Here is a 21,425-nt window from a genome sequence, read left to right as displayed (position 1 = left end):
AAAAAGATTAGGAGAATTCTCCTAATCTTTCGCTTTTTTCTGTTTCATGGCTGATAGGAATGCCACAATGAAAAAACTGACAGCAAAAATGACAACCATATAAATAAAAAAGTTTGGTTTGATTTGGAACGTAAATGCAGACGAACCTTCCATCTCAAAAGCAAGACTATTAAATAATAATTCATTATTTGTTTTTGATTGAAATAAGTGATAGAACAGAACACCAATGGTCAACATCGGAAAACCTAAGAAACCTAGGAAACTACCAACAATTGCACCTTGTTTCATTGCCTGAACGTTCATGATCGTTGTCCTCCCATTCCACCAAGCAATAACTGCTTCATAATAGACTTACCATCCCCCATAAACGGAAGAAGGTAGAGCAATTGAATAAAATACGTGATTGAAAAAATGAAAAACCCTGTCGAAATTGGATTTTCTTTTAGAAATAAAACAGTCACAATGATTCCGACTGCGCCAATGAGCCCCGGCAAAAGCGGACCAAGCAGTGTAATCCACACCTGTTTTTTCTGAAACGGGTCTAAAACAGGCCTCACAAATTTCACAGACATCATATCGCTTGCAAAAAAGCCTTGAGGACCATCCCGGCCGGCGAACTTCCGATGTGCATACCCATGTGCCGCCTCATGCAAGGCAGTTCCAGTAATTAATCCGAAATAAATAATCGTAAAATAAATCGCAATGGCCGCAATCGATGAATCAGGAATAAATAAAAAGGCGATTCCCGCCATGATCATAAAGAGCACCCAGAAAAAGATGATTTTGCGCGTCACCATCAGCAGAGCCGTACCCAATATGTGAAGAAATGAATGACCCGTGCAGTCAAACCGCTCTTTCATTTTTACTTGATACTGCTTAAAAAATTGACAGAAGGCTGTGACAGTCCGATATGGCGATTGATAATGAATCGACAGCAAGTGATGCTGATTCAACCCCATCATCAATTGATAAAAATCGCGGGCAATCACAGACTCATCGACCTGAAACAAATCGGCGAGTTCTGCCGTAATACTCGCCTCTGTCCTTTGACCATCCACTTTCGTTAACATATGATATGCACTTTCGTTAATTGGAAGTGAGCTTCCGTACTGCGTATCAGTCAAATGCCTTTTTTGTAAAGTCACATATGGCGCAAGTGCCGGCACCCGCTCAATCTTTAGCTTATTGTTAAGAAGTTGAATCATGTGAATACCTCCATGAAAAACCTTTATATATGGCAAAGATGAGCAGACATTCAAATCCTGCCACAAGCAGCCACTGAAGCATTTGACTCGATTCCCCTATCACATAGTTTCCAATAAATACAATCGGAATCATGATTAAAATAAGCGCTCCAAACGAGAAAATACCTGTGTAAGGATTATTTCGATCAAGGGGTAATAAAATACCTACCACATAAAAGAGAGCCGTTGCATTACACAAGACAGCAGCGCCAATCAACACGATCCAGATCTGATCCGGGAGCGTCAGTGTTGTGATCATAAATAAAACAATTTGGATCACACCAACTAGCAAAAGCCCGAGGAACTTATAAAGTGCCACTTCCCACGGCCTTAGACCAAACGTTTTATACATCCCAAGCATACGTTTGTCATTGCCAAATGAATTAAAAGCTGTTAACCCAGCTAGCGCACATAGGACAAAAAAAGCTTCTCCTTCAAAGCGGAAGGCAAACTGATAACGGACAAATAAAATGACAATAAGGAGGATGAGAAAGTTTAAAATATTTTCTTCATTTCTCACTTGTGACTTTATTTCCTTTACAATGAGTGACCACTTTTTCGAAGATGAAAATGGCAGTTTGTGCAGAAAGGTTAACGCTTTTTTCTCAGCCATAATTGGCATTAAAGCAAGAGAAATAAATGCGCCTCCCGCAGATAATAAGATGAAGAGGATCAAAATCGCATAATTCACCCCGTCAGGAGACATCCCTTGTGCCGCTAAGAAAAACGGCGCTGTAAAATACATCAAATGATAATCAAACTGTACATATGATTGCTGTATTTGATTAATGTCGAAATGTGTCATTCCATAGGCTACAACTAGCGCTAATAAAACAAATATCGCTGCAAATTTTTGCAATGGTAATTTTAATTTTAGTACGAGTAAATAAGTCACGTTGTAAATGAGCTGAAGCAGTGTTAAGACAAAGAGCGATTGCAACAGCACCATCAAAAAGAATGTAAGAATAAAGAAAATACCGATCCCTTGTGCAATAAAATTAGGTAAAAGCAAGATCCCGATGAAAAATAAAACAAGCCCTGTTACAACTGTCACCATCGGAATGAAGTAACCAAGACTTTTTTGAAAGGTAGACAGCGGAAACCAGCTGAGCTGCATAGAGAAGCGGTCTTGTTCAGGTGTTCTGACTTTGATCAGCACAAATAACAAGCTTGTAAAAATGGATGCATTGATTGCCATCGACACAACCAACAACCCAAGTGAACGTTCATCTCCATTTAAGAAAGCCTTCATAAAGACACCCGTAAAACTGTATCCGATGATGGCTCCCATTGTGACTGCAAACAAAAAGAATAAGACCACAATGATTCGCTTCGTTTGAGTATCAAAGAGCTTATACATCTCCTGCTGCCACATTTTAAGCATCATTTTAGAAATGATTAATGATTTCATCAAAATGTGCACCCCTATCACTTAACATTGAAGCTTTCAGAAACACCTGTTCCAATGTGCTTGATTGATACTTTTCTTTTAAGGCTGAAACCGTCCCTTCATCCATTTTATTTCCTTTAGAAATAATGGCGATCTTGTGGCACAGCTCTTCCGCTGAAAGCATATCATGCGTTGAAAGCAAGATTGCACCATGGTGCTCGGCATAACGTTTCATCAGTTTCTTTGTGTTTATAACCGCTTCAATATCAAGTCCTCTAAAGGGCTCATCCATGATCACTAATTGACTCTCAAGCATAAAGGCAGCAATCAGCTGTGTCTTTTTTTTCATTCCATGGGAATAGGTTTCAATCGGTCTTGATAAAGCTGATTCCATATCAAACAATTCAATTAGTTGATTTCTTCTTTGAATTGTTTTACATTCATACATAGAAGAAACAAAATCTAAATATTCAGCACCAGTCAATGCTTCAGGGAGCAGCAGATCATCTGGAACATAGGCGACTTGTTTTTTAAAGGATGGATCATCATTTGTGACGTCCTTGATATGAATGGTTCCTTCTGTATGCTTAATGATGCCGAGTACACAGTTAATCATCGTTGTTTTACCAGATCCATTTGGTCCAGCCACAGCAACGATTTGATGAGGGGCAATTTTCAAATGAAAATCATTGACAGCAGTCACGTTATTTTTATACGTCTTGGTTAAATTCTCGATCGTAAACATATAACCTCCAAGTGTCTGCATATTCTTTAAAAACAGATCAGGCTAAACCGCCCGCCACAGACGGTTTAGCCCTGGTGTCTTATCTAAGAAGTAAAAAGATGAATCCTAAGTATAGCTACTTACATTCAATTTGGACTTTTAAGCCACTTTCCCACTGAACGGCTCCTGTAAAGCTACCCTTGCCGTTTGCTAAACACCAAACTGCTGCTCCTAGAACAACTGTTGCTCCCAATCCAAGAAGGACAGCAACAAATACTAAGAACCAAGCTTGGTCCATAATAGCAGGTTCCATAGTGGAATAGTCAACTTGCGGCGCTGCATAAGTCATACTTTTCACCTCCCAGCTTATGATGATCGTATCATAGGCGTCACACTCCAAACATCAACAGAAGATCCCATTTTTGACCGAACATATTTTCGTGTAAAATGTGACTTTTTATTCAATTGTTCATGTTCAACTGTATAAATTCTCCCTTTTTTACTATTTTTCACCACAACATAAGAACCACCAAACCCATATATTGGCAATAAATCCATCTTTTTTCTGCCTTTTTTCAAATAGTTCATTTTCATCATCTCTTCTATTTAATCTTTCATTTTTTTGAGATAGAAAGAATTCCCCCGATATATCAGATATAAAAGTCCTAATTATATGTCGTTAACACATCAAATACGACATATTAACTGATAATTCCGACAAAAGAGTGAGCATATTTTCCTTCTTCTCTTGTCTCTTAAAATATGTATATACAAGAAATCCTGTTGGGAAAAAAGCCCTTGCCTTCTTCCACAGCACATATCATTTTACTTGCATCTCTTTCTATAAAAAAAGCAAAGCAGCCCGACACAAGTATGACTGCTTTGCTTTCATTTATGAGGAACTTGCAGCAGAGGCTGTATCAGGAAAGTAATTGTTCCCAATAATTTCACCAGCAGGAACGTGTGGTCCTGCATCACCATTTCTTTTAAATGGGAGAAGCGGGAAAACAAGTTCTGCTAAATAATAAGATTCTTCTAAGTGCGGATAACCAGAAAAGATAAATGTATCAATACCTAGAGACTGATATTCTATTATACGTTCTGCTACTGTATGCGGGTCCCCGACGAGCGCTGTTCCTGCCCCGCCTCTAACTAAGCCAATGCCTGCCCAAAGATTAGGGCTAATTTCAAGCTTCTCTTTATTCCCTTGATGTAATTCAACCATTCGTTTTTGCCCTACTGAGTCCATCCCTTGTAAAGTCTTTTGCGCCTCATCAATAGTCACTTGATCTAAATGACGAATCAGATGTTCCGCTGCCTGCCAAGCTTCATCTTCCGTTTCTCTCACGATCACATGAAGTCGAATACCAAACCTCACCGTTCTTCCTTCCTTTTCAGCCTGCTTTTTCACTTGTGCGATTTTCTCTTTTACTTGTGCAGGCGGCTCGCCCCAAGTTAAATAAACATCTGTATGTTTTGCAGCGGCTTGAATGCCTGCTTCTGATGATCCTCCAAAAAAAACGGGTGGATGTGGTGTTTGAGCTGGTGGAAATAGCAGACGTCCATTTTGTGCTTGCAGATGCTTCCCTTGAAACTGAACATTCTCTCCTTTCAATAACCGCTTCCAGATGGTCAAAAATTCTTCTGTTGCCTCATAGCGTTCATCATGAGAAATGAATAGCCCGTCTCCTTCAAGTTCTTCTTTACTTCCTCCCGCTACAACATTGATCAGCAGTCTCCCGCCTGAAAGCCGATCAAATGTGGAGGTCATTCTAGCAGCAACAGACGGCTGCATCAACCCTGGCCGAAGAGCCACAAGAAACTTTAAATGAGTTGTTTCTGCAGCTAAAGCGGCCGCTGTCAGCCATGGATCTTCACAAGATCTACCAGTAGGCAGCAAGACCCCTGTGTACCCAAGCTGATCGGCAGCTTGAGCAATTTGTTTAAAATACGGATAGTCTGCCTGTCTTGCCCCTTTCGATGATCCTAAATAACGCCCATCCCCATGCGTTGGAATAAACCATAGAATATTCATCATATCGCCTCCTATTATTTTTCACCTTGATAACTTGTGCGCCATTTGAGCAGTCGCTTTTCTAACAGCCGTACAAATGAATCAGTCATCTTACCAACTACCGCAAAGATGATAATCCCTACAAACACTTTATCCGTTTGCGAGAATTGTCTTGCATCCATAATCATGTAGCCAACTCCACTACTCGACCCCATCAATTCAGCCACCACTAAACCAAGCCAGGCAATGCCTAATGAAAGCCTCACGCCCAGAAGAATATGAGGAAGGGCAGCAGGTAAAATGAGCTTTGTGATATTTTGATACAGATTAAACTCTAAAGCGCGAGCCACATCGAACAGCTTGTTATCTACACTGCGAATTCCTAGAAAGGTATTGATATAGATCGGAAAAAAAGCCCCAAGTGCAATCAATAAAATTTTCGCTGATTCATCAAAACCAAACCAAAGAATAAATAAAGGAGTCACCGCTAAATGAGGAACTGTTCTCAGCATTTGCAAGGTCGGATCTACATACTGCTCGGTTTTCCTAGAAAAACCGACACACAGACCCATCGCAAGTCCTAAACCTCCCCCAAGTAAAAACCCGCATATTGCTCTGTAGAGACTGATGTAAAGATGGCCAAACAGCTCACCGGAACGAATCAACTCACGAAAAGATTCCGCAATGACAGTGGGTGCAGGTAGTACAGTAGAAGAAACGATTTGGGAAGCAGCAGCTCCCTGCCAAATTGCAATGAGTAAAGCAGGTAATACAAGTCCTTTTAATATGATGAAGGATGAAGCATTTCTCCTTTTTTTCTTCATTCGCTCGGTTTTAGTCACAAGGGCTGGGTTAGATGCAGCTTTCATCAACTCTTCTCCTCTTTCAGCATTTTTTCAATAAACGAATTATCTACCACCTGATTGACATCAATCTTCCGCTGTATCGCCTTTGTTTGATATTGAAAATCAGCTGTATGCTGCTGGGCGTTTATGATTTTCTTAGAAATGGGCTCATTGAGCGGCTCTGTATTGTTTAATACTTGTGTCACCACCTTCTGATCTAATTGTTTCAAACGAGCATAAAGTGTAATGGCTTCCTGTTGATGATCTTTCTGCCATTTCACCGCTTTGTCATATACTTTTAAAAATTGCACCACTAGTTCAGGGTACTCATCGGCAAACTTGGTTCTGACAAGTGTGAATCCAGGTGAATATAAATCGGTCGCTTCTCCATTAACCAGTAGCTTTGCTCCCTTTTCTATCGTTTCAAGTGATAAGAACGGCTCCCAGATCGACCAAGCATCAACTGACCCATTTTCAAACGCAGATATTGCCTCATCCGGCTGAAGCTGAATGATCTGGACATCCTTTGCAGATAAACCTGCCTGATCTAATACTTTGTATAAAAAGTCAAAACCACTGCTTCCTTTGGCAACGGCGATTTTTTTCCCTTTTAAATCTTCTACTTTTTGAATCTCACTGTTCTTATTCACTAAAATCCCATTCGCCTTTAACCCATCCTGAGATAAACCAATTTCCTTAAAATCAATACCTGCTGCCTGACCAGCTATAACAGGTGAATTACCAACCTGTGAAAAATCTAATTGATTGGCGGCGAGCCCTTCGAATTGGGGAGGACCACTTTGGAACTCCACCCACTTGACTTTCATACCTTCTTTTTCAAATGATTGCTCAAACCACCCTTTTTCCTTTGCTAAAAGAAGTGGGCTTAGACTTTGCTGAATCCCAATCCGAACCTCTTTCGGCTTGTCTTCTGATCCATTCGCTGCTTGACCACACCCAGCTAATACAAGGAGGATACCAAGAAAGAGAACGATCCTTTTTTGCCTTTTCATTCGATTTGACCTCCTTAAATTCCTGAGCCATTCGTCAGTAACAGCTCATCTGTTTTCTCAAATTCTGAAAGCACCTTTTGTCTTAAGCTCTGAAAAGCTGTTGACGTTCTATTCCTCGGAAATGGTAAGTTCACGGGAAGGATTTTATGAATTCGGCCGGGTCTTGCTTGTAACAGCACAATTTCATTGGCTAAATAAATGGATTCGTCAATATCATGAGTGACAAGCACCATCGTTGTTCTTTTCTCCTGCCAAATATCCAGCAGCACATCCTGTAAGTGTTTCCGTGTAAATGCATCTAGCGCACCAAAAGGTTCATCAAGCAATAAAATCTCCGGATCACGCAGGAGTGCTCTTGCAATAGCAACACGTTGTGACATCCCGCCTGAAAGCTCATGTGGATAGGCGTGTTCAAAACCTTTTAACCGAACAATGTCAATTAATTCATCCACTTTGCGGCAAACAGCTGCTTGTTTTAAATTGAAATTGGCAGCGATATTTTCTTCGACCGTCAGCCATGGAAACAAGCGATGCTCTTGAAAAATAAAGCCCTGTTTCATTCCTGGTTCTGTCACACGCCTTTCTCCTATCACGATCTGCCCATCATAATCTGTATCAAGCCCTCCAATCATCTTCAGCAATGTACTTTTCCCGCAACCGCTCGGACCAATCACCGTCACGAATTCACCAGGAACGATGGTGAACCTTACGTTTTCAAGCACTTGAATGGTTTGTTTGTCTTTCCAAAAAGACTTATCCACAATATCAACGGAAATAGTCAATGCAAGTTCACTCCTCTTGTCATCAGATAGATACACAGAAAGGCCCTTATCCCAAAAGAGAGATAAGAGCCTTCGTGTTGTCCGATCAGCTATTCATATTGAGTTGTTAGCACCATCCTAAATCATATTATTCCTATAAATCAACTATATTTTATAAAATGGTTATTTCGACCTTGTATGCTTTTCATCAATACGATCGTAAATCGCTTCTATTCGTTCTTGATTGCTGTAAATCTCATATTTGTTCCGCTCAATCAAAATGTCTAATGTGATATCCAAATGTTTTCTGTATTTTTTTCGTTTTTTCTTTTTCTCCATCTTCAACTTCCCTCCTGATTAAAATAAAAAAAGGCCCTTCACTCATGCCTGAGTGAACGAGCCTTCGGTTGACCGATCAGCGATTCTTGTTGGTATTTTCAGTATGCTTATGTTAATACATACTATTCCGACATGTCAACTATATTTATTGTTTTTTCAGATTTATCTAAAAAATGATTGACCGGGCAGTAAACAAGATTTATAGTCTTATTAAATATTTCTTATTAAAGTAGTTGGTTTTATCTAACAAAAGGAGGATACACACATGTCAGAAGAACTTCAATTTCGTTTAGAAACAAAAGCAATACACGCAGGTCAAGAACTGGATTCAGCCACCTATTCAAGAGCTGTACCTATTTACCAAACAAGCTCTTTCGGTTTTAGAGATAGTGAGCATGCGGCGAATTTATTTGGACTTCAGGAACCCGGTAATATTTATTCACGTATTATGAACCCGACAAATGATGTGTTTGAAAAACGGATCGCTGAGCTTGAAGGCGGAATTGGTGCACTTGCGGTCTCCTCAGGACAAGCAGCGACCACTTACTCCATTTTAAACATTGCAGGAGCTGGTGACGAAATCGTATCCTCCAGCAGTCTGTATGGCGGCACATATAATTTATTTGCTCATACCTTGAAAAAGCTTGGAATAACAGTAAAGTTTGTGGATTCCTCAAACCTTGAAGAACTTGAAGCAGCCATTACAGATAAAACAAAAGCAGTGTATGCAGAGAGCATCGGAAATCCAAAAGGCGACATTTTACATATTGAAGCCGTATCAGCCATTGCACACAAGCACCACATCCCTCTAATTGTGGATAACACACTTGCCAGCCCTTATTTGTTAAGACCGATTGAATTTGGCGCAGACATTGTCGTCCATTCAGCGACGAAATTCATCGGCGGCCACGGCACATCTATTGGCGGAGTCATCGTCGACAGCGGCAAGTTTCCTTGGGCTGAAAGTGATAAGTTCAAAGGACTGACGGAACCAGACCCTAGCTATCATGGCCTGACGTATACGGAAGCGATTGGCGAAGCGGCTTATATCACAAAAGCACGTGTACAGCTCTTACGTGATCTAGGGGCGGCTTTATCACCATTCAACTCATTTTTACTCTTGCAAGGCTTAGAAACATTGCATCTTCGCCTTGAACGCCACAGTGAAAATGCATTAAAGACAGCACAATTTTTACAAGAACATCCTCTTGTAGAATGGGTCAGCTATCCAGGTCTTGAAGGCCATGAATCCTTTGAGCTGGCTCAAACTTATTTACCAAAAGGGCAAGGCGCCATCCTTACATTCGGCATTAAAGGTGGTAAAGACGCAGGAAAAAAACTCATTGATTCGGTTCAGCTTTTCTCACATCTTGCAAACGTAGGCGACTCTAAGTCACTCATCATCCACCCTGCCAGCACAACGCATCAGCAATTAAGTGAAGCAGAGCAAAAAGCCACAGGGGTGACACCAGAACTTATTCGTTTATCTGTTGGAACAGAAGCGATTGAAGATATTCTGGCAGATCTAGAACAGGCGATTTCAAAAAGCCAGTCTTAACCAAACAAAAAAAGCACACACCCGTGTGCTTTTTCTTATTGACTAGTGATTGATTAATCGAATATCTTGGAAGGGATAAAACACGAATGATGTTGTCCCTTGAATATCACTCTTTGTAAAAAGACCTAAACCGTTGCGACTGTCCATTGAGTTTTGGCGGTTGTCACCCATGACAAAGTACTTTCCTTTAGGGACTGTAAGAGGACCAAAATCAGGTGTCAGCAAGGTGCCATCTGCGGCAGCTTTCTTTTTGTTTGATGTTAAATAAGGCTCCGCCACTTTTTGACCGTTCACATATAGCTGGTCATTTTTCATTTCGATTTTATCACCAGGTAAACCAATCAATCGTTTCACATAGTGAGTACTGCGGTCTTCCCCATCAAGAACAATGATCTGTCCGCGTTTATAATCGCCGAAGTAATCGACTGTTTTATTCACAAACACCCGCTCTGTATTATGCAGTGTCGGTTCCATAGAAGTCCCCTTCACAATATACGGTGCGAATAAAAAGTTACGAATGATAAAAACAGCAATAAATGCGATTAAGATGGCTTTGATCCAGCCCCATAATTCTGATTTCTTTTTTTGTGTTTTTGTATTTGTTGTCATAAGCTCCTCCTGAAATCCCCTAGGACAAAATGAGTTATCGCCAGCTGATCGCTGACGCCACGCTTGTTTCTCCCTAAATATAAACATATTTTGCCAACAAATCAAGCTGTAAGAGAGAAAAAGGCAAGCACCTTTCTGTGCTTGCCCAAAACTCAGTTAGTTAGCAGAAGAATCCGCTTCTGTCTCTTTGTTTGTTTTACCATAGAAATAATCAGATGGATTCACTGGTTTAAAATCAGATAGCTTATGGAATCGAAGAAGATCCCTGTATAGTACTTTATCTGACAAGCTTAACTGATTATCAACACGGGCTTTAATCGCTTCTGTCTTTTTGTTTTGTTTCACCACTTTACCCGTTTTTGTATCGTAGACCGTATTATCTACAAGGGTATATTTTGGTGTCACATAGTTTCCGTTACGGAATGCAACAGTTTGATCATGCTTCTTAGAGAATAAATCTGTTCCAAAATTCACGTACTCATTTGAATCAATACCTTGTAAGTGAAGAAGCGTCGGCATCACGTCTACTTCACCGCCATACGTATGATTCACGCCGCCTTGTTTCCCAGGGATCCGAATCATGAGCGGTACACGCTGATTTTGTGCATTTTGATATGGCGTAATTTCTTTCCCTTGAATCTCACTCATTGCACGGTTATGGTTCTCAGAAATACCGTTATGATCACCATATAATAGAATCACTGAGTCTTTATATAGACCTGATTTTTTCAAGTCCTTAAAGAATTGTTCTAATGACTCATCCAAGTATCTCGCTGTTTGGAAATAATTATCCACTGTTTTATCGCCAGTTGTTGCCTTAGCGATTGTCGCATCTTTCTCATCTAAATTAAATGGATAATGGTTGGTCAATGTCATTAAGTGTGCGTAAAATGGCTTTTTCATTGATTCTAACATTGGGATTGATTCTTTAAAGAATGGTTTATCCTTCAGACCCATGTTTACAAGGTTTTCTTCATCCATGTTGTAATAAGATGCATCGAAGAATTGATCAATTCCCATATGTTTATAAATCGTGTCACGGTTCCAGAAAGATTTATAATCCCCGTGAAGCACTGCACTCGTATAGCCTGCTTTTTGATCTAAGATGGCAGGAAGTGATTGGAAGGTATTTTCACCTTTTGTCACAAACGCTGCACCCTCTGGTAAGCCAAACATACTATTATCCATCATGAGCTCAGCATCAGAAGTCTTCCCTTGACCAGTCTGGTGGAAGAAGTTATCAAAATACGTAAAATCTTCTTTTCCATGAGCTAGTTTGTTTAAAAACGGCGTCACTTCTTCTCCATTTAACTTGTAGTCAATTAAAAATGACTGGAAGCTTTCTAAATGGATTTTGATGATGTTTTTCCCTTTAGCTTGACCAAAGTATTCTGCATTTGGTTTCGCATAGTGAGAAGTCGTATAGTTCACGACATCCGTTAAATCATCACTACTCGCATTTGCTACCTGCGTTGCATTTTGTGCGGTTTGCACGCCGTCATAAATCGCATAGTTATAAACACCTAAATATTTCACAATGTACTTATGATCAAATGTTCTCGTCAATAATTCTGGACGATCTTTTTCAGCTAAGTGTAGGTTAACGAAGAATAGTCCAACACCTGCAGCCACAATCAGCAGTGCGAAAGTTTTTTTCATTTGGAACTTCTTCACTTCTGGTCTCCAAATGACAATGGCAATTAAAATGATGATATCAAGGAAGTACAAAAGGTCATGCGGCTTAATACTTGCTAACACACCGCCGGTCATACCTCCCCCAAGATTACCGGCTTGTTTCATTGTCGGGAATGTTAAAAAATCATCAAAGAAACGATAGTACGCTACATTCGCATATAAAAGTGCGGTCATAATAAAATCAATGACAATTAAAACAATGGCCGATTTACGCCCCTTCAAAAAGAGAGCAAGTCCTAAAAACACGATGGCTGAACTGAATGGATTTAATAAGAGAAGCCCCTCTTGAAAAGATCCCTTCACTCCTAAATTAAAGTCCATTTTGTAGGCTGTGTACGATTTTGCCCAAAATAAAAGGACAGCCAAAACAAAAAAGCTATATTTGTTCGCAAATATTTTTTTCATAAAACCTCTTCTTTCTTATTTTCGATCTGATATAAATGAAATCATAAAAAATTTACATTGATTTTGCAAATGTAAATCTTCTGCACCAAGCATTCCGATGCTCTTTTCTCCTCAGGTTACATGTGCTCCTTTAATATAACGAATAAGAAGCATCATAAGTTTCAAAAAAAATACGAGTAAATAAAAGGAAAAATATCCATTTACATTAAATTTACTGCCGTTTCATGTTTCAGAGAATGATGAAGGTTTTGTAAATCACTCAGTACTACTTTACTTTTTTCATCTAATCGTGTCAAAGTAATTATAAAGAAAAGGAAGAATCACCTAGGCTTTTCGACTCACTTAGCCAAATTTATACAAAATCCGAACCAATTTGCTTTTTTATTGTGACTCAACCTCCAGCAATCCATGTATCCTCTCTGCTACCACAAACCGAAAAAACAGTTTTAAGCAAAAAAAGCTTGATTTCCCCTGCCAATGTACGGTGTGATAAAGGTATAGCTCCATCAAATAAATCAATCTGGGGGACATCCTATGAAATCAAACAAACAAGTCAACATATTTGAACAAAGATTCTCAGAAGAAGTGATAGACATCATGGCTGTTACAGGACCTTCTGGAGTCGGCGCAGGAAAAGCGGGAAAAGAAACTCTTTGGACTGCTTCAATCCCACTCATTGCATGGAAGGAAAAAGACCGCATCATAACCGAAAAAGTGAGACTGTGCTGGTTAACAGATGAAAAGGGATTACGGGAAAAACAAGCGCAATTACATAAAGAATCTATCGTCACACTTCAAGTACGTAAAGGTGAAGGTGAATTCATGCTCGTTTCACTTGTTGATACAGATACTGAAGATAAGGAACTTCAAGAAATATTAGAAGAAGCTCAACAACCTATCTTTTACCACGATGACAAGCTGGGTACCTTTGAATTAGTGAAAGGACTAGACTTATTTGAAACAACCATCCAGTGGGGCAATGAGGAGTGCCTTCTTTACTTCAATCTTGAAGAAGAGGAAGAAATGAATGACTCTCTGAAAACGGCTAGACAACTCGTAGAAGAGCAGACGACATGGGATGCCTCCATGAAGTCATATGCAGCAAATCAGCTGATTGAACTAGCAAAAGATTGGCAGGAACAAGACGACTCCGCTGAAAATTCAGAAGAAATCACACCGGATCAATTTATCAGCCGCATCTCTCTTGAAAGCCTCCATGCTTATCCAAATGGAGAATTCGAAGCCTACTATCATGACGGAGATTTATTTTGGGGACATGTCATCATTGTCTCTGGCAATATGAATGGAACGTTTCAAGATGCACACATTGCTGGCTAAAGAATGGGGGATGGATAAATGAAGATCAAAGCTTTTGAAGAATTAAATCAACTAGGAAAAACACCTATTGTAGCCAAAATAGGCGGATTTCGTCCTGATCCATCTAAGTACAGCTGGTTTGCTGGCCATTTTTTCATCCAACGTGATAAAGGGTGGCCGGCAGATCAAGATGGAGCTATGATTCCCATTTTACAAATGTATTTACCCGAAGTACCAGGGGGAATGAACGGCTTTGATGAATGTAAGATGATTCAAATTTTCATCAACAAGAAAACCCTTCCGATCGATATCGCCAAAAACGGTGAGGGCTGGAAACTCATTGAATATTCATCAATGGAAGGATTAGAAATCGCTGAGACCCCTGAAGAAGTGAAAGGAATTAAGCCTTTCCAGATAGAGTGGCTCGAAGGGGAACAACCGGATTATCCATGCTGGGAGGAAGCTTGGTCATACGTTGACTTATCAGAGGTTAATGAAAGTGAAGAAGCGACAGATCATTTCTTCGAGCATTACTCAAACTACTCGTTCACAAAAATCGGTGGATACGGAGCTTACATCCAATCTCCTCCCCACCAGATGTCAGGAGAATTCATGCTACAAATCGCCTCAGAAGAAAAACCTCGGTTCATGATTGGTGATAACGGCACGATGTATTTCTATTACGACAAAAACAATAAAGAATGGTTCATGCACTGGGATTGTTTTTAAAACCAATTGTATGGAACCATTCCCCTTTCTAAACGTAATAAACGATATGAAGGGGGCCGGTAATATGGGATTCATTTTAGACATCTTCAATCTTGCTCTGTATATCCCTTTTTTACAGGTAGATGAAGATGATATATCACGAAATGCAACACAGCTAAAAAAATACAGCTGGTTTCAAGCGTTATTAAATGATCAAACGAGCAGAGAGCTGATCATTTATGATCAAGGAGTCCGCCGTGTAATTGGTCAATTTAAGACGAGTAAACTCCATAAGAAACCATACAACATCAGATGCGAACGAAAGGTACAACAAGCCATACACCGTGCCATGTCAAAACACGGAAAGATCCGCACTTAGCTGTGGCTCTTTCCGTACAAATGTAATAAATCCTTTTGAAGAAAACAATTGACGCTCGGACAACTCTCCCCGTATATTATGTATAAATCCATCTTTTTTTAGAAAAGGGGGCCTCACATGCGCTTGTTTAAGAACTGGAGAAAAAAGCAGCACAAACAGCCGATTACTTCAGATACGCAAGAAGACAGCATCCCAATTAACTTTTCCACTCTTCCCTTTGGCACAGACACCGTAGATGATTTTTTGTTCAACTTAGACCTAACCTCAAAACTGATAGATCCATACAAAGAAGCAGACACGAACAAATAGAACCTAAACTTTCGTGAACCCTCATCCAATATTGGATGATTTTTTTATACTTAGAGGAAGGTGTACCCCCTATGAAGACATATTATTTCGTCAGACACTGTCAAGCAGATGGACAATCCGAGGATGCGTCTTTAACGCCTCAAGGCATCACACAATCGCATGAACTCGCACAGTTTTTTTCCGGCATTCAGCTCAACCACATCATCTCAAGTCCTTATAAACGAGCGATTCAAACCGTTGAGCCCCTTGCTCATGCCAAACAGATCAAGGTACAAATGGATAAGCGTCTCTCTGAACGTAGGTTAAGCAGTCAACCAATGAAGGATTGGTATGAAATACTAAAGCTCAGTTTTTCGGACTTGCATATGACCTGTGAAGGCGGAGAATCGAGCCAAGAAGCGATGAATCGTATTGTAGAGGCACTCTATGAACAAATAAAATTAGGAAGAGATCATACTTTATTCGCCACTCATGGCAATATTATGAGCCTGCTTCTAAAACACGCCGATCCTGCAATTGGATTCAAGGAGTGGGAACAACTAAGCAATCCAGATGTCTACATCCTGAAATATTTTAAACCAGACCATGTAGAAATAGAAAGAATATGGCATAAATAAAAAAGGCAGGGTTGATCCCTGCCTTTTTCTTATGAAAAACAACTATTGGTGATAGTAAAATGTCTGTACCCACTCATAGGGCTTCTTACGATCCGCACACCATTTCACAAAACCTCTTGTCTCCGTCTGCTGAAATTCCTTCCAGTCCGATAAAAGCTGGTTATAGTAGACTGCTAGTTTTTCAACATTGCTTTGAACATTTTTATCTTCGATCAGTTTCATGACATCTTGAATCCCTTGAATTCGCTCATGATCTTTCTCATAGGTGCTTAAATAAAGATCTTCATGTATATGATGAAACGAATACCACAAAGCCGAGAAATAGGTTTCGCAAATTTGAACAATCACTCGCTGCTCTTTGCTGCCTCCCATCTCTAGTGCCTTCAATAAATAGGGCAGCCCTTCCCCCTGATGCACAAACAAGCCTTGCCAGCGATACGGTCTCACATCCATTGGATCAATATTTTCCCACTCTCGAATAACAGGATGGATCACCCCATGTACCAATGGATACACAAGCAAATGATGACCATCCTCAAAACGTTCAATGTAATCAAACAGCCAAACAACAAATGAACGCCGTGCTGTAAATTCGTTCTTATTCATCTCTTCAACAAAAGACTGAAGAACCTTTAACGCATCTTTACGCAGACCCTGTTCTTTCCTTACACAGTACTGTCTAAAAAGCGGATAATCATGTGATCGCTCATCTTCAATAATAGTCTGTAATATCGTCTTCATTTGCAAAATAACAACTCCGCCTCTTTACATTCATTCTATTGAACTATTATAACCAATTGTAACATCCACATGAAACTAGTAAAAAGATGAGTTGTCCTTTTTCTTTTATAAAACCCTTGGCATCCTCAAATCCATTCTTTTCTGTGTTCATGAATGAATTGTATGTCTTTTTGATAATGTTCAAGGTGCCCCTCATGAATCATTTTTTGAAAGGCTCTATCCCCTTCATTCGCTTTTCGCTTCATGTATTGACATAGACCTTCTAAACGCAGCAACACCATGTCCACATAATCTTCTGGTATTTCCTCACCATAAGCTTCAAAAAACAGTTTAACTCTATACTTTATATGGGCTGCATGCTCTAATGAATGATAATTTACGACCTCCCCTGTTTCAGTACGAAAAAACCTACTGAGAGGGACACAAGTATAGAGAGTATATGCAATATCCCAAAGCTTTGGACCAGGAGCAGCTACATCAAAATCAATGATTCCCACTGGCTTTTTATTTTTGAAAATAATATTGTACATCGCAAAATCATTATGGCACACAACCTCTATGTTGTTAGGCGTATTGTCCATTCGTTCCCAATCGTCTGAAATGGGAAAATCACTAACAGCATCATGATACAGTCTAAGCATTCTCGCTATTTCTTTTAAAGCATTGTGAGAGCACATGTATTTTTTTAAGGGATCATGACCGGCTACACCTTCAATGAAGGACAAGATCTCTCTACCTTTTTCATCAACCCCTAAAAACTTTGGAGCATAGGAGAAATCTTTTTTTTCTAAATGCTTTAGCAGCTTTTGTATATTCAGATTGTCTGACTTTACCTCTCTGCGAACCGTATCTCCTGAACGATATACGTTGGAGACATTTCCACCTGTCAATAACTCTTCATGATCATTTTGTTTTTTCATAAATTCTCCCCCAAACTGGGTCACAATGATGATGCAAGCTAAAGATGTGTATGTACCCACAAATATTCATTTAGTTACACAAAGGTAATTCACTGTTTTATGTGAATGCGCTACTCCATTTTGATTCCTTATATGGTTAAATGTATCGTACCAAATGTTGCGTTGCAAATCATCTAAAGTTTATTCTGTTAAAAGTAGTACATGCTCATTCTGTTCTAATAGGATTCTATTTTCATCTAAATAACTCATTTAAACCACAAAAAAACGTTTCACCACGAGGGTGAAACGTTAGATTCATGGTAAAAACCAAACTTTTAATAGATACCGGTGACCGGGGTCGAACCGGCACTCCGTGATAAATGATTTCAAAAAGGCAAGGTATACCTTCTGAAAGTAAAGCAGCCGTTAATGAAATAAGAATTAAAGTTCTTCTTGATATATTGCTGATTTAATCGGTTTTAAAGTCAAAGGAATTTTAAATTCATGAATACTCTCAATATGATGAAAAAAATGATCTATATCGTCATAATCCATTGACCATTCTTCTACCACCTTTAACTTTTTTAACTCGCTTGTTGGTTTAAATAAAAATTCACAGTGCAGTTGTTCCATATGAGAATAATCATCTTCTTCATAAATTGTAAACTGACGTACAAAATCAAGATGAAATAGTTCCTCTCCTGTAAAATCATAGACACCACACTGAAATAAAATTTCTTTATCTTCTTCGCCCTCAACGGTCTCCTTTGAAAAAGCCTTAAATGTTTCCCAAACCTTATTTATCTCATCGGTATCTTCACCAATGCCATCTTTAAGATAACTTTCAGCATTTTTAACCGTAATCATTACAACACCTCCTATGTACAATTGATCCAATCCATCTTCAATTGTCCTGCCCCTTTAGTTTAATCATAAGGTAACCATCAATAAAGTAAAAGTTAATCTCCTTTGAACACAATTTGAAGTAATTTTTTCGTGTGAAAAATCAGGTAAACAACAAATAAAAAAAGCCCTCCTACAATTTGTAGAAAGACGTTTTAAACGTTAATATTCTTTAATTCTTCTGTAATTGATGATAATAAAGAATATCTAAAACTAGATACCGGTGGCCGGGGTCGAACCGGCACTCCGTGAGGAACACGATTTTGAGTCGTACTTGAACGTCTGAACCCTTGAACCATTGGCATTATGCTATTTATTCAACATTTCTTAAAATAAAGATGCTAACAAATTAGATTTTTGCATAGCATATTCCTTCTTTATACACTAATACATCCGATACATTACATGTTACCCGTTTCCCTTGTATATCCCAAGAATGAGATATTTCATCACGAACATACTCATAAGCAAGTTTTGTCTTTTCAATTTCAGTTTGAGCCGGATTAAAAAGTTCATCTGCATTAGACCTAATAATAGGATTAGTATAATTGACTTGGTTTAATTCAAGCAAATAATCTTCTATTTTTTCACTTTCACATATCAAATGCATGAAATTCACCCTCCAATCGATAATTTTTTAACCAAGTTTTTTCATCATTGAAACAATTTTTATACTTAAACCATTTGGCTTATGTACAACTTCCTCATCGTAGATGCTATACCCCATTGAACTATACAATTTTATGTTTCTAGTCACGGTCATACGAACTTTGCAGAATATACTAGTTAATTCTTCTTGTACTGCAAAATTTTCTAAAAAACTTAATAATTTTTTGGCAATACCATGACCCTGCATTTCTGGAATTACGGATAGTCTATAAAAATATAAACTATCTTCTTTTATTTTAAAGCGAACCATTCCAACTGGCTGATTATCAATATAACAAATTAAACTCCTCTCTCCGTCTTTTAAGGCAATTAAAACGGATTGCACAGTTTCCTCCAAAGCACTTGAAGGTGGCACTTCGTCTTTATACTCCAAAAATGCCTTTATCATTAAATCATGTATTACCGATGTATCTGATAAATTAGCAAACCTTATCTCCAAATGTATCCCTCCTTTAACATTCTTGTTTAATGACAGGTAAGCACACGATTATATGTACACGATATTTTTATAAGAATCGTATTGAAGATAAATAAAAAACGTTCCTTACAAAGTGTAAGAAACGTTGATTTCATCGTATTTACTACCGATGATATAGATACCGGTGGCCGGGGTCGAACCGGCACTCCGTGAGGAACACGATTTTGAGTCGTGCGCGTCTGCCAATTCCGCCACACCGGCATGATCATTAAAGAGCGCAACTTATAATATATAAAAAATGGTGCCGAGGGCCGGACTTGAACCGGCACGGTAGTCACCTACCGCAGGATTTTAAGTCCTGTGTGTCTGCCAATTCCACCACCCCGGCAGTCTTTTCAAAAAAGGCGACACCCGGATTTGAACCGGGGATAAAGGTTTTGCAGACCTCTGCCTTACCACTTGGCTATGCCGCCATAATTGGAGCGGAAGACGGGATTCGAACCCGCGACCCCCACCTTGGCAAGGTGGTGTTCTACCACTGAACTACTTCCGCATATCAACTGGGCTAGCTGGATTCGAACCAACGCATGACGGAGTCAAAGTCCGTTGCCTTACCGCTTGGCTATAGCCCAATAATAAAATGGGGCGATTGATGGGAATCGAACCCACGAGTGCCAGAGCCACAATCTGGTGCGTTAACCACTTCGCCACAACCGCCATAGATGTTATGAATCATATAATTGGCAGGGGCAGTAGGAATCGAACCCACACCGGAGGTTTTGGAGACCTCTGTTCTACCGTTAAACTATGCCCCTATGAAAATAAAAATGGTGGAGGGGGGCGGATTCGAACCGCCGAACCCGGAGGGAGCGGATTTACAGTCCGCCGCGTTTAGCCACTTCGCTACCCCTCCACATTTGAAAAACAGTGCCGGCAAGAGGACTTGAACCCCCAACCTACTGATTACAAGTCAGTTGCTCTACCAATTGAGCTACACCGGCAAATAGTGGTGGCTCGGGACGGAATCGAACCGCCGACACACGGATTTTCAGTCCGTTGCTCTACCAACTGAGCTACCGAGCCAAGTATTCTTTTTAAAAAATGGCGGTCCGGACGGGACTCGAACCCGCGACCTCCTGCGTGACAGGCAGGCATTCTAACCAACTGAACTACCGGACCAATAAAGAGAAATTTGGTTGCGGGGGCAGGATTTGAACCTGCGACCTTCGGGTTATGAGCCCGACGAGCTACCGAACTGCTCCACCCCGCGACGATATAAAAGATATGGTGGAGGATGACGGGCTCGAACCGCCGACCCTCTGCTTGTAAGGCAGATGCTCTCCCAGCTGAGCTAATCCTCCGAATAAAATGCTGGTATGTATTTCTATAAAAATGGTGACCCGTACGGGATTCGAACCCGTGTTACCGCCGTGAAAGGGCGGTGTCTTAACCGCTTGACCAACGGGCCCTTTATTATGTAAATTGTGGCGGAGAGCAAGGGATTCGAACCCTTGAGACGGGGTTACCGCCTACACGATTTCCAATCGTGCTCCTTCGGCCACTCGGACAGCTCTCCAAATTGGCTCCGCAGGTAGGATTCGAACCTACGACCGATCGGTTAACAGCCGATAGCTCTACCACTGAGCTACTGCGGAATGAAGAAAGCCTGGCGATGTCCTACTCTCACAGGGGGAAACCCCCAACTACCATCGGCGCTGAAGAGCTTAACTTCCGTGTTCGGTATGGGAACGGGTGTGACCTCTTCGCCATCATCACCAGACAATTTAGTGACAAAAGATATTATACTATGTATTACAAATAAATCAAGAGATATTTCAAAAAATGTTCTCTCAAAACTAGATAACAAC

The 21,425-nt window shown here is 39.9% G+C and carries 24 protein-coding genes, 16 tRNA genes and 1 rRNA gene; 6 read left to right on the top strand and 35 right to left on the bottom strand.

The features are described 5' to 3' along the window. Window positions 1-21: 21 nt before the first annotated feature. From ACNO7B_RS04490 to ACNO7B_RS04440, 11 genes are all read right to left on the bottom strand, one after another. The gene (locus tag ACNO7B_RS04490; protein WP_035392600.1) at window positions 22-303 is read right to left on the bottom strand and encodes a hypothetical protein; all 282 of its coding nucleotides are present in this window, start codon (window positions 301-303) and stop codon (window positions 22-24) included. After that, window positions 300-1,205: a PqqD family protein gene (locus tag ACNO7B_RS04485; protein ID WP_035392602.1), complete on the bottom strand. Its 906-nt coding sequence runs from the start codon at window positions 1,203-1,205 to the stop codon at window positions 300-302. The genes ACNO7B_RS04490 and ACNO7B_RS04485 overlap by 4 nt, the downstream gene beginning before the upstream one ends. Then, complete coding sequence (locus ACNO7B_RS04480) at window positions 1,189-2,655, bottom strand: hypothetical protein (protein ID WP_019743966.1); 1,467 nt, start codon at window positions 2,653-2,655, stop codon at window positions 1,189-1,191. Before ACNO7B_RS04480 ends, ACNO7B_RS04485 begins: the two co-directional genes overlap by 17 nt. After that, on the bottom strand, window positions 2,633-3,379 hold the full coding sequence (locus ACNO7B_RS04475; protein WP_008349096.1) for an ABC transporter ATP-binding protein: 747 nt from the start codon (window positions 3,377-3,379) through the stop codon (window positions 2,633-2,635). The genes ACNO7B_RS04480 and ACNO7B_RS04475 overlap by 23 nt, the downstream gene beginning before the upstream one ends. Window positions 3,380-3,494: 115 nt before the next feature. Then, window positions 3,495-3,707 (bottom strand): hypothetical protein, encoded by a 213-nt coding sequence (locus tag ACNO7B_RS04470; RefSeq protein ID WP_003211695.1) that lies wholly within the window; start codon window positions 3,705-3,707, stop codon window positions 3,495-3,497. 17 nt (window positions 3,708-3,724) lie between these two features. Continuing rightward, the gene (locus tag ACNO7B_RS04465) at window positions 3,725-3,946 is read right to left on the bottom strand and encodes a hypothetical protein (protein WP_046343034.1); all 222 of its coding nucleotides are present in this window, start codon (window positions 3,944-3,946) and stop codon (window positions 3,725-3,727) included. 304 nt (window positions 3,947-4,250) lie between these two features. Then, window positions 4,251-5,393: an FMNH2-dependent alkanesulfonate monooxygenase gene (gene ssuD / locus ACNO7B_RS04460; RefSeq protein WP_079920573.1), complete on the bottom strand. Its 1,143-nt coding sequence runs from the start codon at window positions 5,391-5,393 to the stop codon at window positions 4,251-4,253. A gap of 14 nt (window positions 5,394-5,407) precedes the next feature. Further along, the gene (locus ACNO7B_RS04455) at window positions 5,408-6,196 is read right to left on the bottom strand and encodes an ABC transporter permease (protein ID WP_234805349.1); all 789 of its coding nucleotides are present in this window, start codon (window positions 6,194-6,196) and stop codon (window positions 5,408-5,410) included. Window positions 6,197-6,240: 44 nt separating this feature from the next. Further along, window positions 6,241-7,230 carry an aliphatic sulfonate ABC transporter substrate-binding protein gene (locus tag ACNO7B_RS04450; RefSeq protein WP_035392610.1) on the bottom strand — a complete coding sequence of 330 codons (990 nt, stop codon included), beginning with the start codon at window positions 7,228-7,230 and terminating at the stop codon, window positions 6,241-6,243. Window positions 7,231-7,244: 14 nt separating this feature from the next. Beyond that, complete coding sequence (locus ACNO7B_RS04445) at window positions 7,245-8,012, bottom strand: ABC transporter ATP-binding protein (protein WP_056705050.1); 768 nt, start codon at window positions 8,010-8,012, stop codon at window positions 7,245-7,247. Between the two features lie 162 nt (window positions 8,013-8,174). Then, window positions 8,175-8,330, bottom strand: coding sequence for an FbpB family small basic protein (locus ACNO7B_RS04440; protein WP_019743964.1), 156 nt, complete (start codon window positions 8,328-8,330; stop codon window positions 8,175-8,177). A 265-nt stretch (window positions 8,331-8,595) separates the two neighbouring features. On the opposite strand from ACNO7B_RS04440, the gene ACNO7B_RS04435 reads away from it, so the two are divergent. Next, a complete protein-coding gene (locus tag ACNO7B_RS04435; RefSeq protein WP_417901241.1) occupies window positions 8,596-9,888 on the top strand; it encodes a homocysteine synthase in 1,293 nt (430 codons plus the stop codon). Window positions 9,889-9,930: 42 nt separating this feature from the next. Here ACNO7B_RS04435 and lepB read toward each other — a convergent pair whose 3' ends face one another. Further along, the gene (gene lepB / locus ACNO7B_RS04430) at window positions 9,931-10,497 is read right to left on the bottom strand and encodes a signal peptidase I (RefSeq protein ID WP_108611615.1); all 567 of its coding nucleotides are present in this window, start codon (window positions 10,495-10,497) and stop codon (window positions 9,931-9,933) included. Between the two features lie 156 nt (window positions 10,498-10,653). Continuing rightward, on the bottom strand, window positions 10,654-12,597 hold the full coding sequence (locus ACNO7B_RS04425; protein ID WP_007497007.1) for an LTA synthase family protein: 1,944 nt from the start codon (window positions 12,595-12,597) through the stop codon (window positions 10,654-10,656). Window positions 12,598-13,131: 534 nt separating this feature from the next. Here ACNO7B_RS04425 and ACNO7B_RS04420 point away from each other — a divergent pair. The 5 genes from ACNO7B_RS04420 to ACNO7B_RS04400 all read left to right on the top strand — a co-directional run bounded on the left by ACNO7B_RS04420 (window position 13,132) and on the right by ACNO7B_RS04400 (window position 15,927). Then, window positions 13,132-13,935: a DUF2262 domain-containing protein gene (locus tag ACNO7B_RS04420; protein ID WP_249670336.1), complete on the top strand. Its 804-nt coding sequence runs from the start codon at window positions 13,132-13,134 to the stop codon at window positions 13,933-13,935. A gap of 18 nt (window positions 13,936-13,953) precedes the next feature. After that, window positions 13,954-14,643, top strand: a complete 690-nt coding sequence (locus ACNO7B_RS04415) for a DUF1963 domain-containing protein (RefSeq protein WP_417901240.1) — start codon at window positions 13,954-13,956, stop codon at window positions 14,641-14,643. Between the two features lie 64 nt (window positions 14,644-14,707). Next, window positions 14,708-15,001: a hypothetical protein gene (locus ACNO7B_RS04410; RefSeq protein WP_417901239.1), complete on the top strand. Its 294-nt coding sequence runs from the start codon at window positions 14,708-14,710 to the stop codon at window positions 14,999-15,001. A gap of 117 nt (window positions 15,002-15,118) precedes the next feature. Then, entirely contained in the window at window positions 15,119-15,310 is a 192-nt protein-coding gene (locus ACNO7B_RS04405) for a hypothetical protein (RefSeq protein WP_008349128.1), read from the top strand. A gap of 71 nt (window positions 15,311-15,381) precedes the next feature. Then, window positions 15,382-15,927 (top strand): histidine phosphatase family protein, encoded by a 546-nt coding sequence (locus tag ACNO7B_RS04400; RefSeq protein WP_417901238.1) that lies wholly within the window; start codon window positions 15,382-15,384, stop codon window positions 15,925-15,927. Window positions 15,928-15,969: 42 nt separating this feature from the next. Here ACNO7B_RS04400 and ACNO7B_RS04395 read toward each other — a convergent pair whose 3' ends face one another. The 22 genes from ACNO7B_RS04395 to rrf all read right to left on the bottom strand — a co-directional run bounded on the left by ACNO7B_RS04395 (window position 15,970) and on the right by rrf (window position 21,337). Then, window positions 15,970-16,674 carry a hypothetical protein gene (locus ACNO7B_RS04395; protein ID WP_417901237.1) on the bottom strand — a complete coding sequence of 235 codons (705 nt, stop codon included), beginning with the start codon at window positions 16,672-16,674 and terminating at the stop codon, window positions 15,970-15,972. 119 nt (window positions 16,675-16,793) lie between these two features. Beyond that, window positions 16,794-17,588 (bottom strand): phosphotransferase, encoded by a 795-nt coding sequence (locus ACNO7B_RS04390; RefSeq protein ID WP_417901236.1) that lies wholly within the window; start codon window positions 17,586-17,588, stop codon window positions 16,794-16,796. Between the two features lie 420 nt (window positions 17,589-18,008). Then, on the bottom strand, window positions 18,009-18,434 hold the full coding sequence (locus ACNO7B_RS04385) for a hypothetical protein (protein WP_417901235.1): 426 nt from the start codon (window positions 18,432-18,434) through the stop codon (window positions 18,009-18,011). Window positions 18,435-18,819: 385 nt separating this feature from the next. After that, window positions 18,820-19,080, bottom strand: coding sequence for a transglutaminase family protein (locus ACNO7B_RS04380; RefSeq protein ID WP_417901234.1), 261 nt, complete (start codon window positions 19,078-19,080; stop codon window positions 18,820-18,822). A 27-nt stretch (window positions 19,081-19,107) separates the two neighbouring features. After that, window positions 19,108-19,578, bottom strand: coding sequence for a GNAT family N-acetyltransferase (locus ACNO7B_RS04375; protein WP_039962725.1), 471 nt, complete (start codon window positions 19,576-19,578; stop codon window positions 19,108-19,110). A 158-nt stretch (window positions 19,579-19,736) separates the two neighbouring features. After that, a tRNA-Leu gene (locus tag ACNO7B_RS04370) sits at window positions 19,737-19,818 on the bottom strand. A 38-nt stretch (window positions 19,819-19,856) separates the two neighbouring features. Further along, window positions 19,857-19,945, bottom strand: a tRNA-Leu gene (locus tag ACNO7B_RS04365). A 14-nt stretch (window positions 19,946-19,959) separates the two neighbouring features. Then, a tRNA-Cys gene (locus ACNO7B_RS04360) sits at window positions 19,960-20,030 on the bottom strand. Window positions 20,031-20,035: 5 nt separating this feature from the next. Beyond that, window positions 20,036-20,110, bottom strand: a tRNA-Gly gene (locus ACNO7B_RS04355). A 7-nt stretch (window positions 20,111-20,117) separates the two neighbouring features. After that, window positions 20,118-20,189: transfer RNA gene (locus tag ACNO7B_RS04350), tRNA-Gln, on the bottom strand. 9 nt (window positions 20,190-20,198) lie between these two features. Further along, window positions 20,199-20,274, bottom strand: a tRNA-His gene (locus ACNO7B_RS04345). A gap of 24 nt (window positions 20,275-20,298) precedes the next feature. After that, window positions 20,299-20,372: transfer RNA gene (locus ACNO7B_RS04340), tRNA-Trp, on the bottom strand. 13 nt (window positions 20,373-20,385) lie between these two features. Further along, window positions 20,386-20,470 (bottom strand) — tRNA-Tyr (locus tag ACNO7B_RS04335). Between the two features lie 15 nt (window positions 20,471-20,485). Then, window positions 20,486-20,558 (bottom strand) — tRNA-Thr (locus ACNO7B_RS04330). Between the two features lie 6 nt (window positions 20,559-20,564). Then, window positions 20,565-20,640, bottom strand: a tRNA-Phe gene (locus tag ACNO7B_RS04325). 19 nt (window positions 20,641-20,659) lie between these two features. Continuing rightward, a tRNA-Asp gene (locus ACNO7B_RS04320) sits at window positions 20,660-20,736 on the bottom strand. A 14-nt stretch (window positions 20,737-20,750) separates the two neighbouring features. Next, a tRNA-Met gene (locus tag ACNO7B_RS04315) sits at window positions 20,751-20,827 on the bottom strand. 15 nt (window positions 20,828-20,842) lie between these two features. Then, a tRNA-Val gene (locus tag ACNO7B_RS04310) sits at window positions 20,843-20,918 on the bottom strand. Window positions 20,919-20,950: 32 nt separating this feature from the next. Further along, a tRNA-Glu gene (locus ACNO7B_RS04305) sits at window positions 20,951-21,025 on the bottom strand. Window positions 21,026-21,042: 17 nt separating this feature from the next. Next, window positions 21,043-21,133 (bottom strand) — tRNA-Ser (locus tag ACNO7B_RS04300). A 4-nt stretch (window positions 21,134-21,137) separates the two neighbouring features. After that, window positions 21,138-21,212: transfer RNA gene (locus ACNO7B_RS04295), tRNA-Asn, on the bottom strand. Window positions 21,213-21,221: 9 nt separating this feature from the next. Next, a 5S ribosomal RNA gene (rrf, locus tag ACNO7B_RS04290) occupies window positions 21,222-21,337 on the bottom strand. Window positions 21,338-21,425: the final 88 nt, after the last annotated feature.

Source organism: Bacillus sp. AK25, assembly GCF_048270685.1.
Classification (GTDB): Bacteria; Bacillota; Bacilli; order Bacillales; family Bacillaceae; genus Bacillus; species Bacillus altitudinis.
The sequence above is the reverse complement of the archived record's forward strand: the minus strand, read 5'-3'. Positions and strand labels throughout refer to the sequence as shown.

Coding starts and splice junctions, on each gene's coding strand:
- ACNO7B_RS04490 (WP_035392600.1), bottom strand. CDS start 303: ATGAACGTTCAGGCAATGAAACAAGGTGCAATTGTTGGTAGTTTCCTA.
- ACNO7B_RS04485 (WP_035392602.1), bottom strand. CDS start 1,205: ATGATTCAACTTCTTAACAATAAGCTAAAGATTGAGCGGGTGCCGGCA.
- ACNO7B_RS04480 (WP_019743966.1), bottom strand. CDS start 2,655: ATGAAATCATTAATCATTTCTAAAATGATGCTTAAAATGTGGCAGCAG.
- ACNO7B_RS04475 (WP_008349096.1), bottom strand. CDS start 3,379: ATGTTTACGATCGAGAATTTAACCAAGACGTATAAAAATAACGTGACT.
- ACNO7B_RS04470 (WP_003211695.1), bottom strand. CDS start 3,707: ATGACTTATGCAGCGCCGCAAGTTGACTATTCCACTATGGAACCTGCT.
- ACNO7B_RS04465 (WP_046343034.1), bottom strand. CDS start 3,946: ATGAACTATTTGAAAAAAGGCAGAAAAAAGATGGATTTATTGCCAATA.
- ssuD (WP_079920573.1), bottom strand. CDS start 5,393: ATGAATATTCTATGGTTTATTCCAACGCATGGGGATGGGCGTTATTTA.
- ACNO7B_RS04455 (WP_234805349.1), bottom strand. CDS start 6,196: ATGAAGAAAAAAAGGAGAAATGCTTCATCCTTCATCATATTAAAAGGA.
- ACNO7B_RS04450 (WP_035392610.1), bottom strand. CDS start 7,230: ATGAAAAGGCAAAAAAGGATCGTTCTCTTTCTTGGTATCCTCCTTGTA.
- ACNO7B_RS04440 (WP_019743964.1), bottom strand. CDS start 8,330: ATGGAGAAAAAGAAAAAACGAAAAAAATACAGAAAACATTTGGATATC.
- ACNO7B_RS04435 (WP_417901241.1), top strand. CDS start 8,596: ATGTCAGAAGAACTTCAATTTCGTTTAGAAACAAAAGCAATACACGCA.
- lepB (WP_108611615.1), bottom strand. CDS start 10,497: ATGACAACAAATACAAAAACACAAAAAAAGAAATCAGAATTATGGGGC.
- ACNO7B_RS04425 (WP_007497007.1), bottom strand. CDS start 12,597: ATGAAAAAAATATTTGCGAACAAATATAGCTTTTTTGTTTTGGCTGTC.
- ACNO7B_RS04420 (WP_249670336.1), top strand. CDS start 13,132: ATGAAATCAAACAAACAAGTCAACATATTTGAACAAAGATTCTCAGAA.
- ACNO7B_RS04415 (WP_417901240.1), top strand. CDS start 13,954: ATGAAGATCAAAGCTTTTGAAGAATTAAATCAACTAGGAAAAACACCT.
- ACNO7B_RS04410 (WP_417901239.1), top strand. CDS start 14,708: ATGGGATTCATTTTAGACATCTTCAATCTTGCTCTGTATATCCCTTTT.
- ACNO7B_RS04405 (WP_008349128.1), top strand. CDS start 15,119: ATGCGCTTGTTTAAGAACTGGAGAAAAAAGCAGCACAAACAGCCGATT.
- ACNO7B_RS04400 (WP_417901238.1), top strand. CDS start 15,382: ATGAAGACATATTATTTCGTCAGACACTGTCAAGCAGATGGACAATCC.
- ACNO7B_RS04390 (WP_417901236.1), bottom strand. CDS start 17,588: ATGAAAAAACAAAATGATCATGAAGAGTTATTGACAGGTGGAAATGTC.
- ACNO7B_RS04385 (WP_417901235.1), bottom strand. CDS start 18,434: ATGATTACGGTTAAAAATGCTGAAAGTTATCTTAAAGATGGCATTGGT.
- ACNO7B_RS04380 (WP_417901234.1), bottom strand. CDS start 19,080: ATGCATTTGATATGTGAAAGTGAAAAAATAGAAGATTATTTGCTTGAA.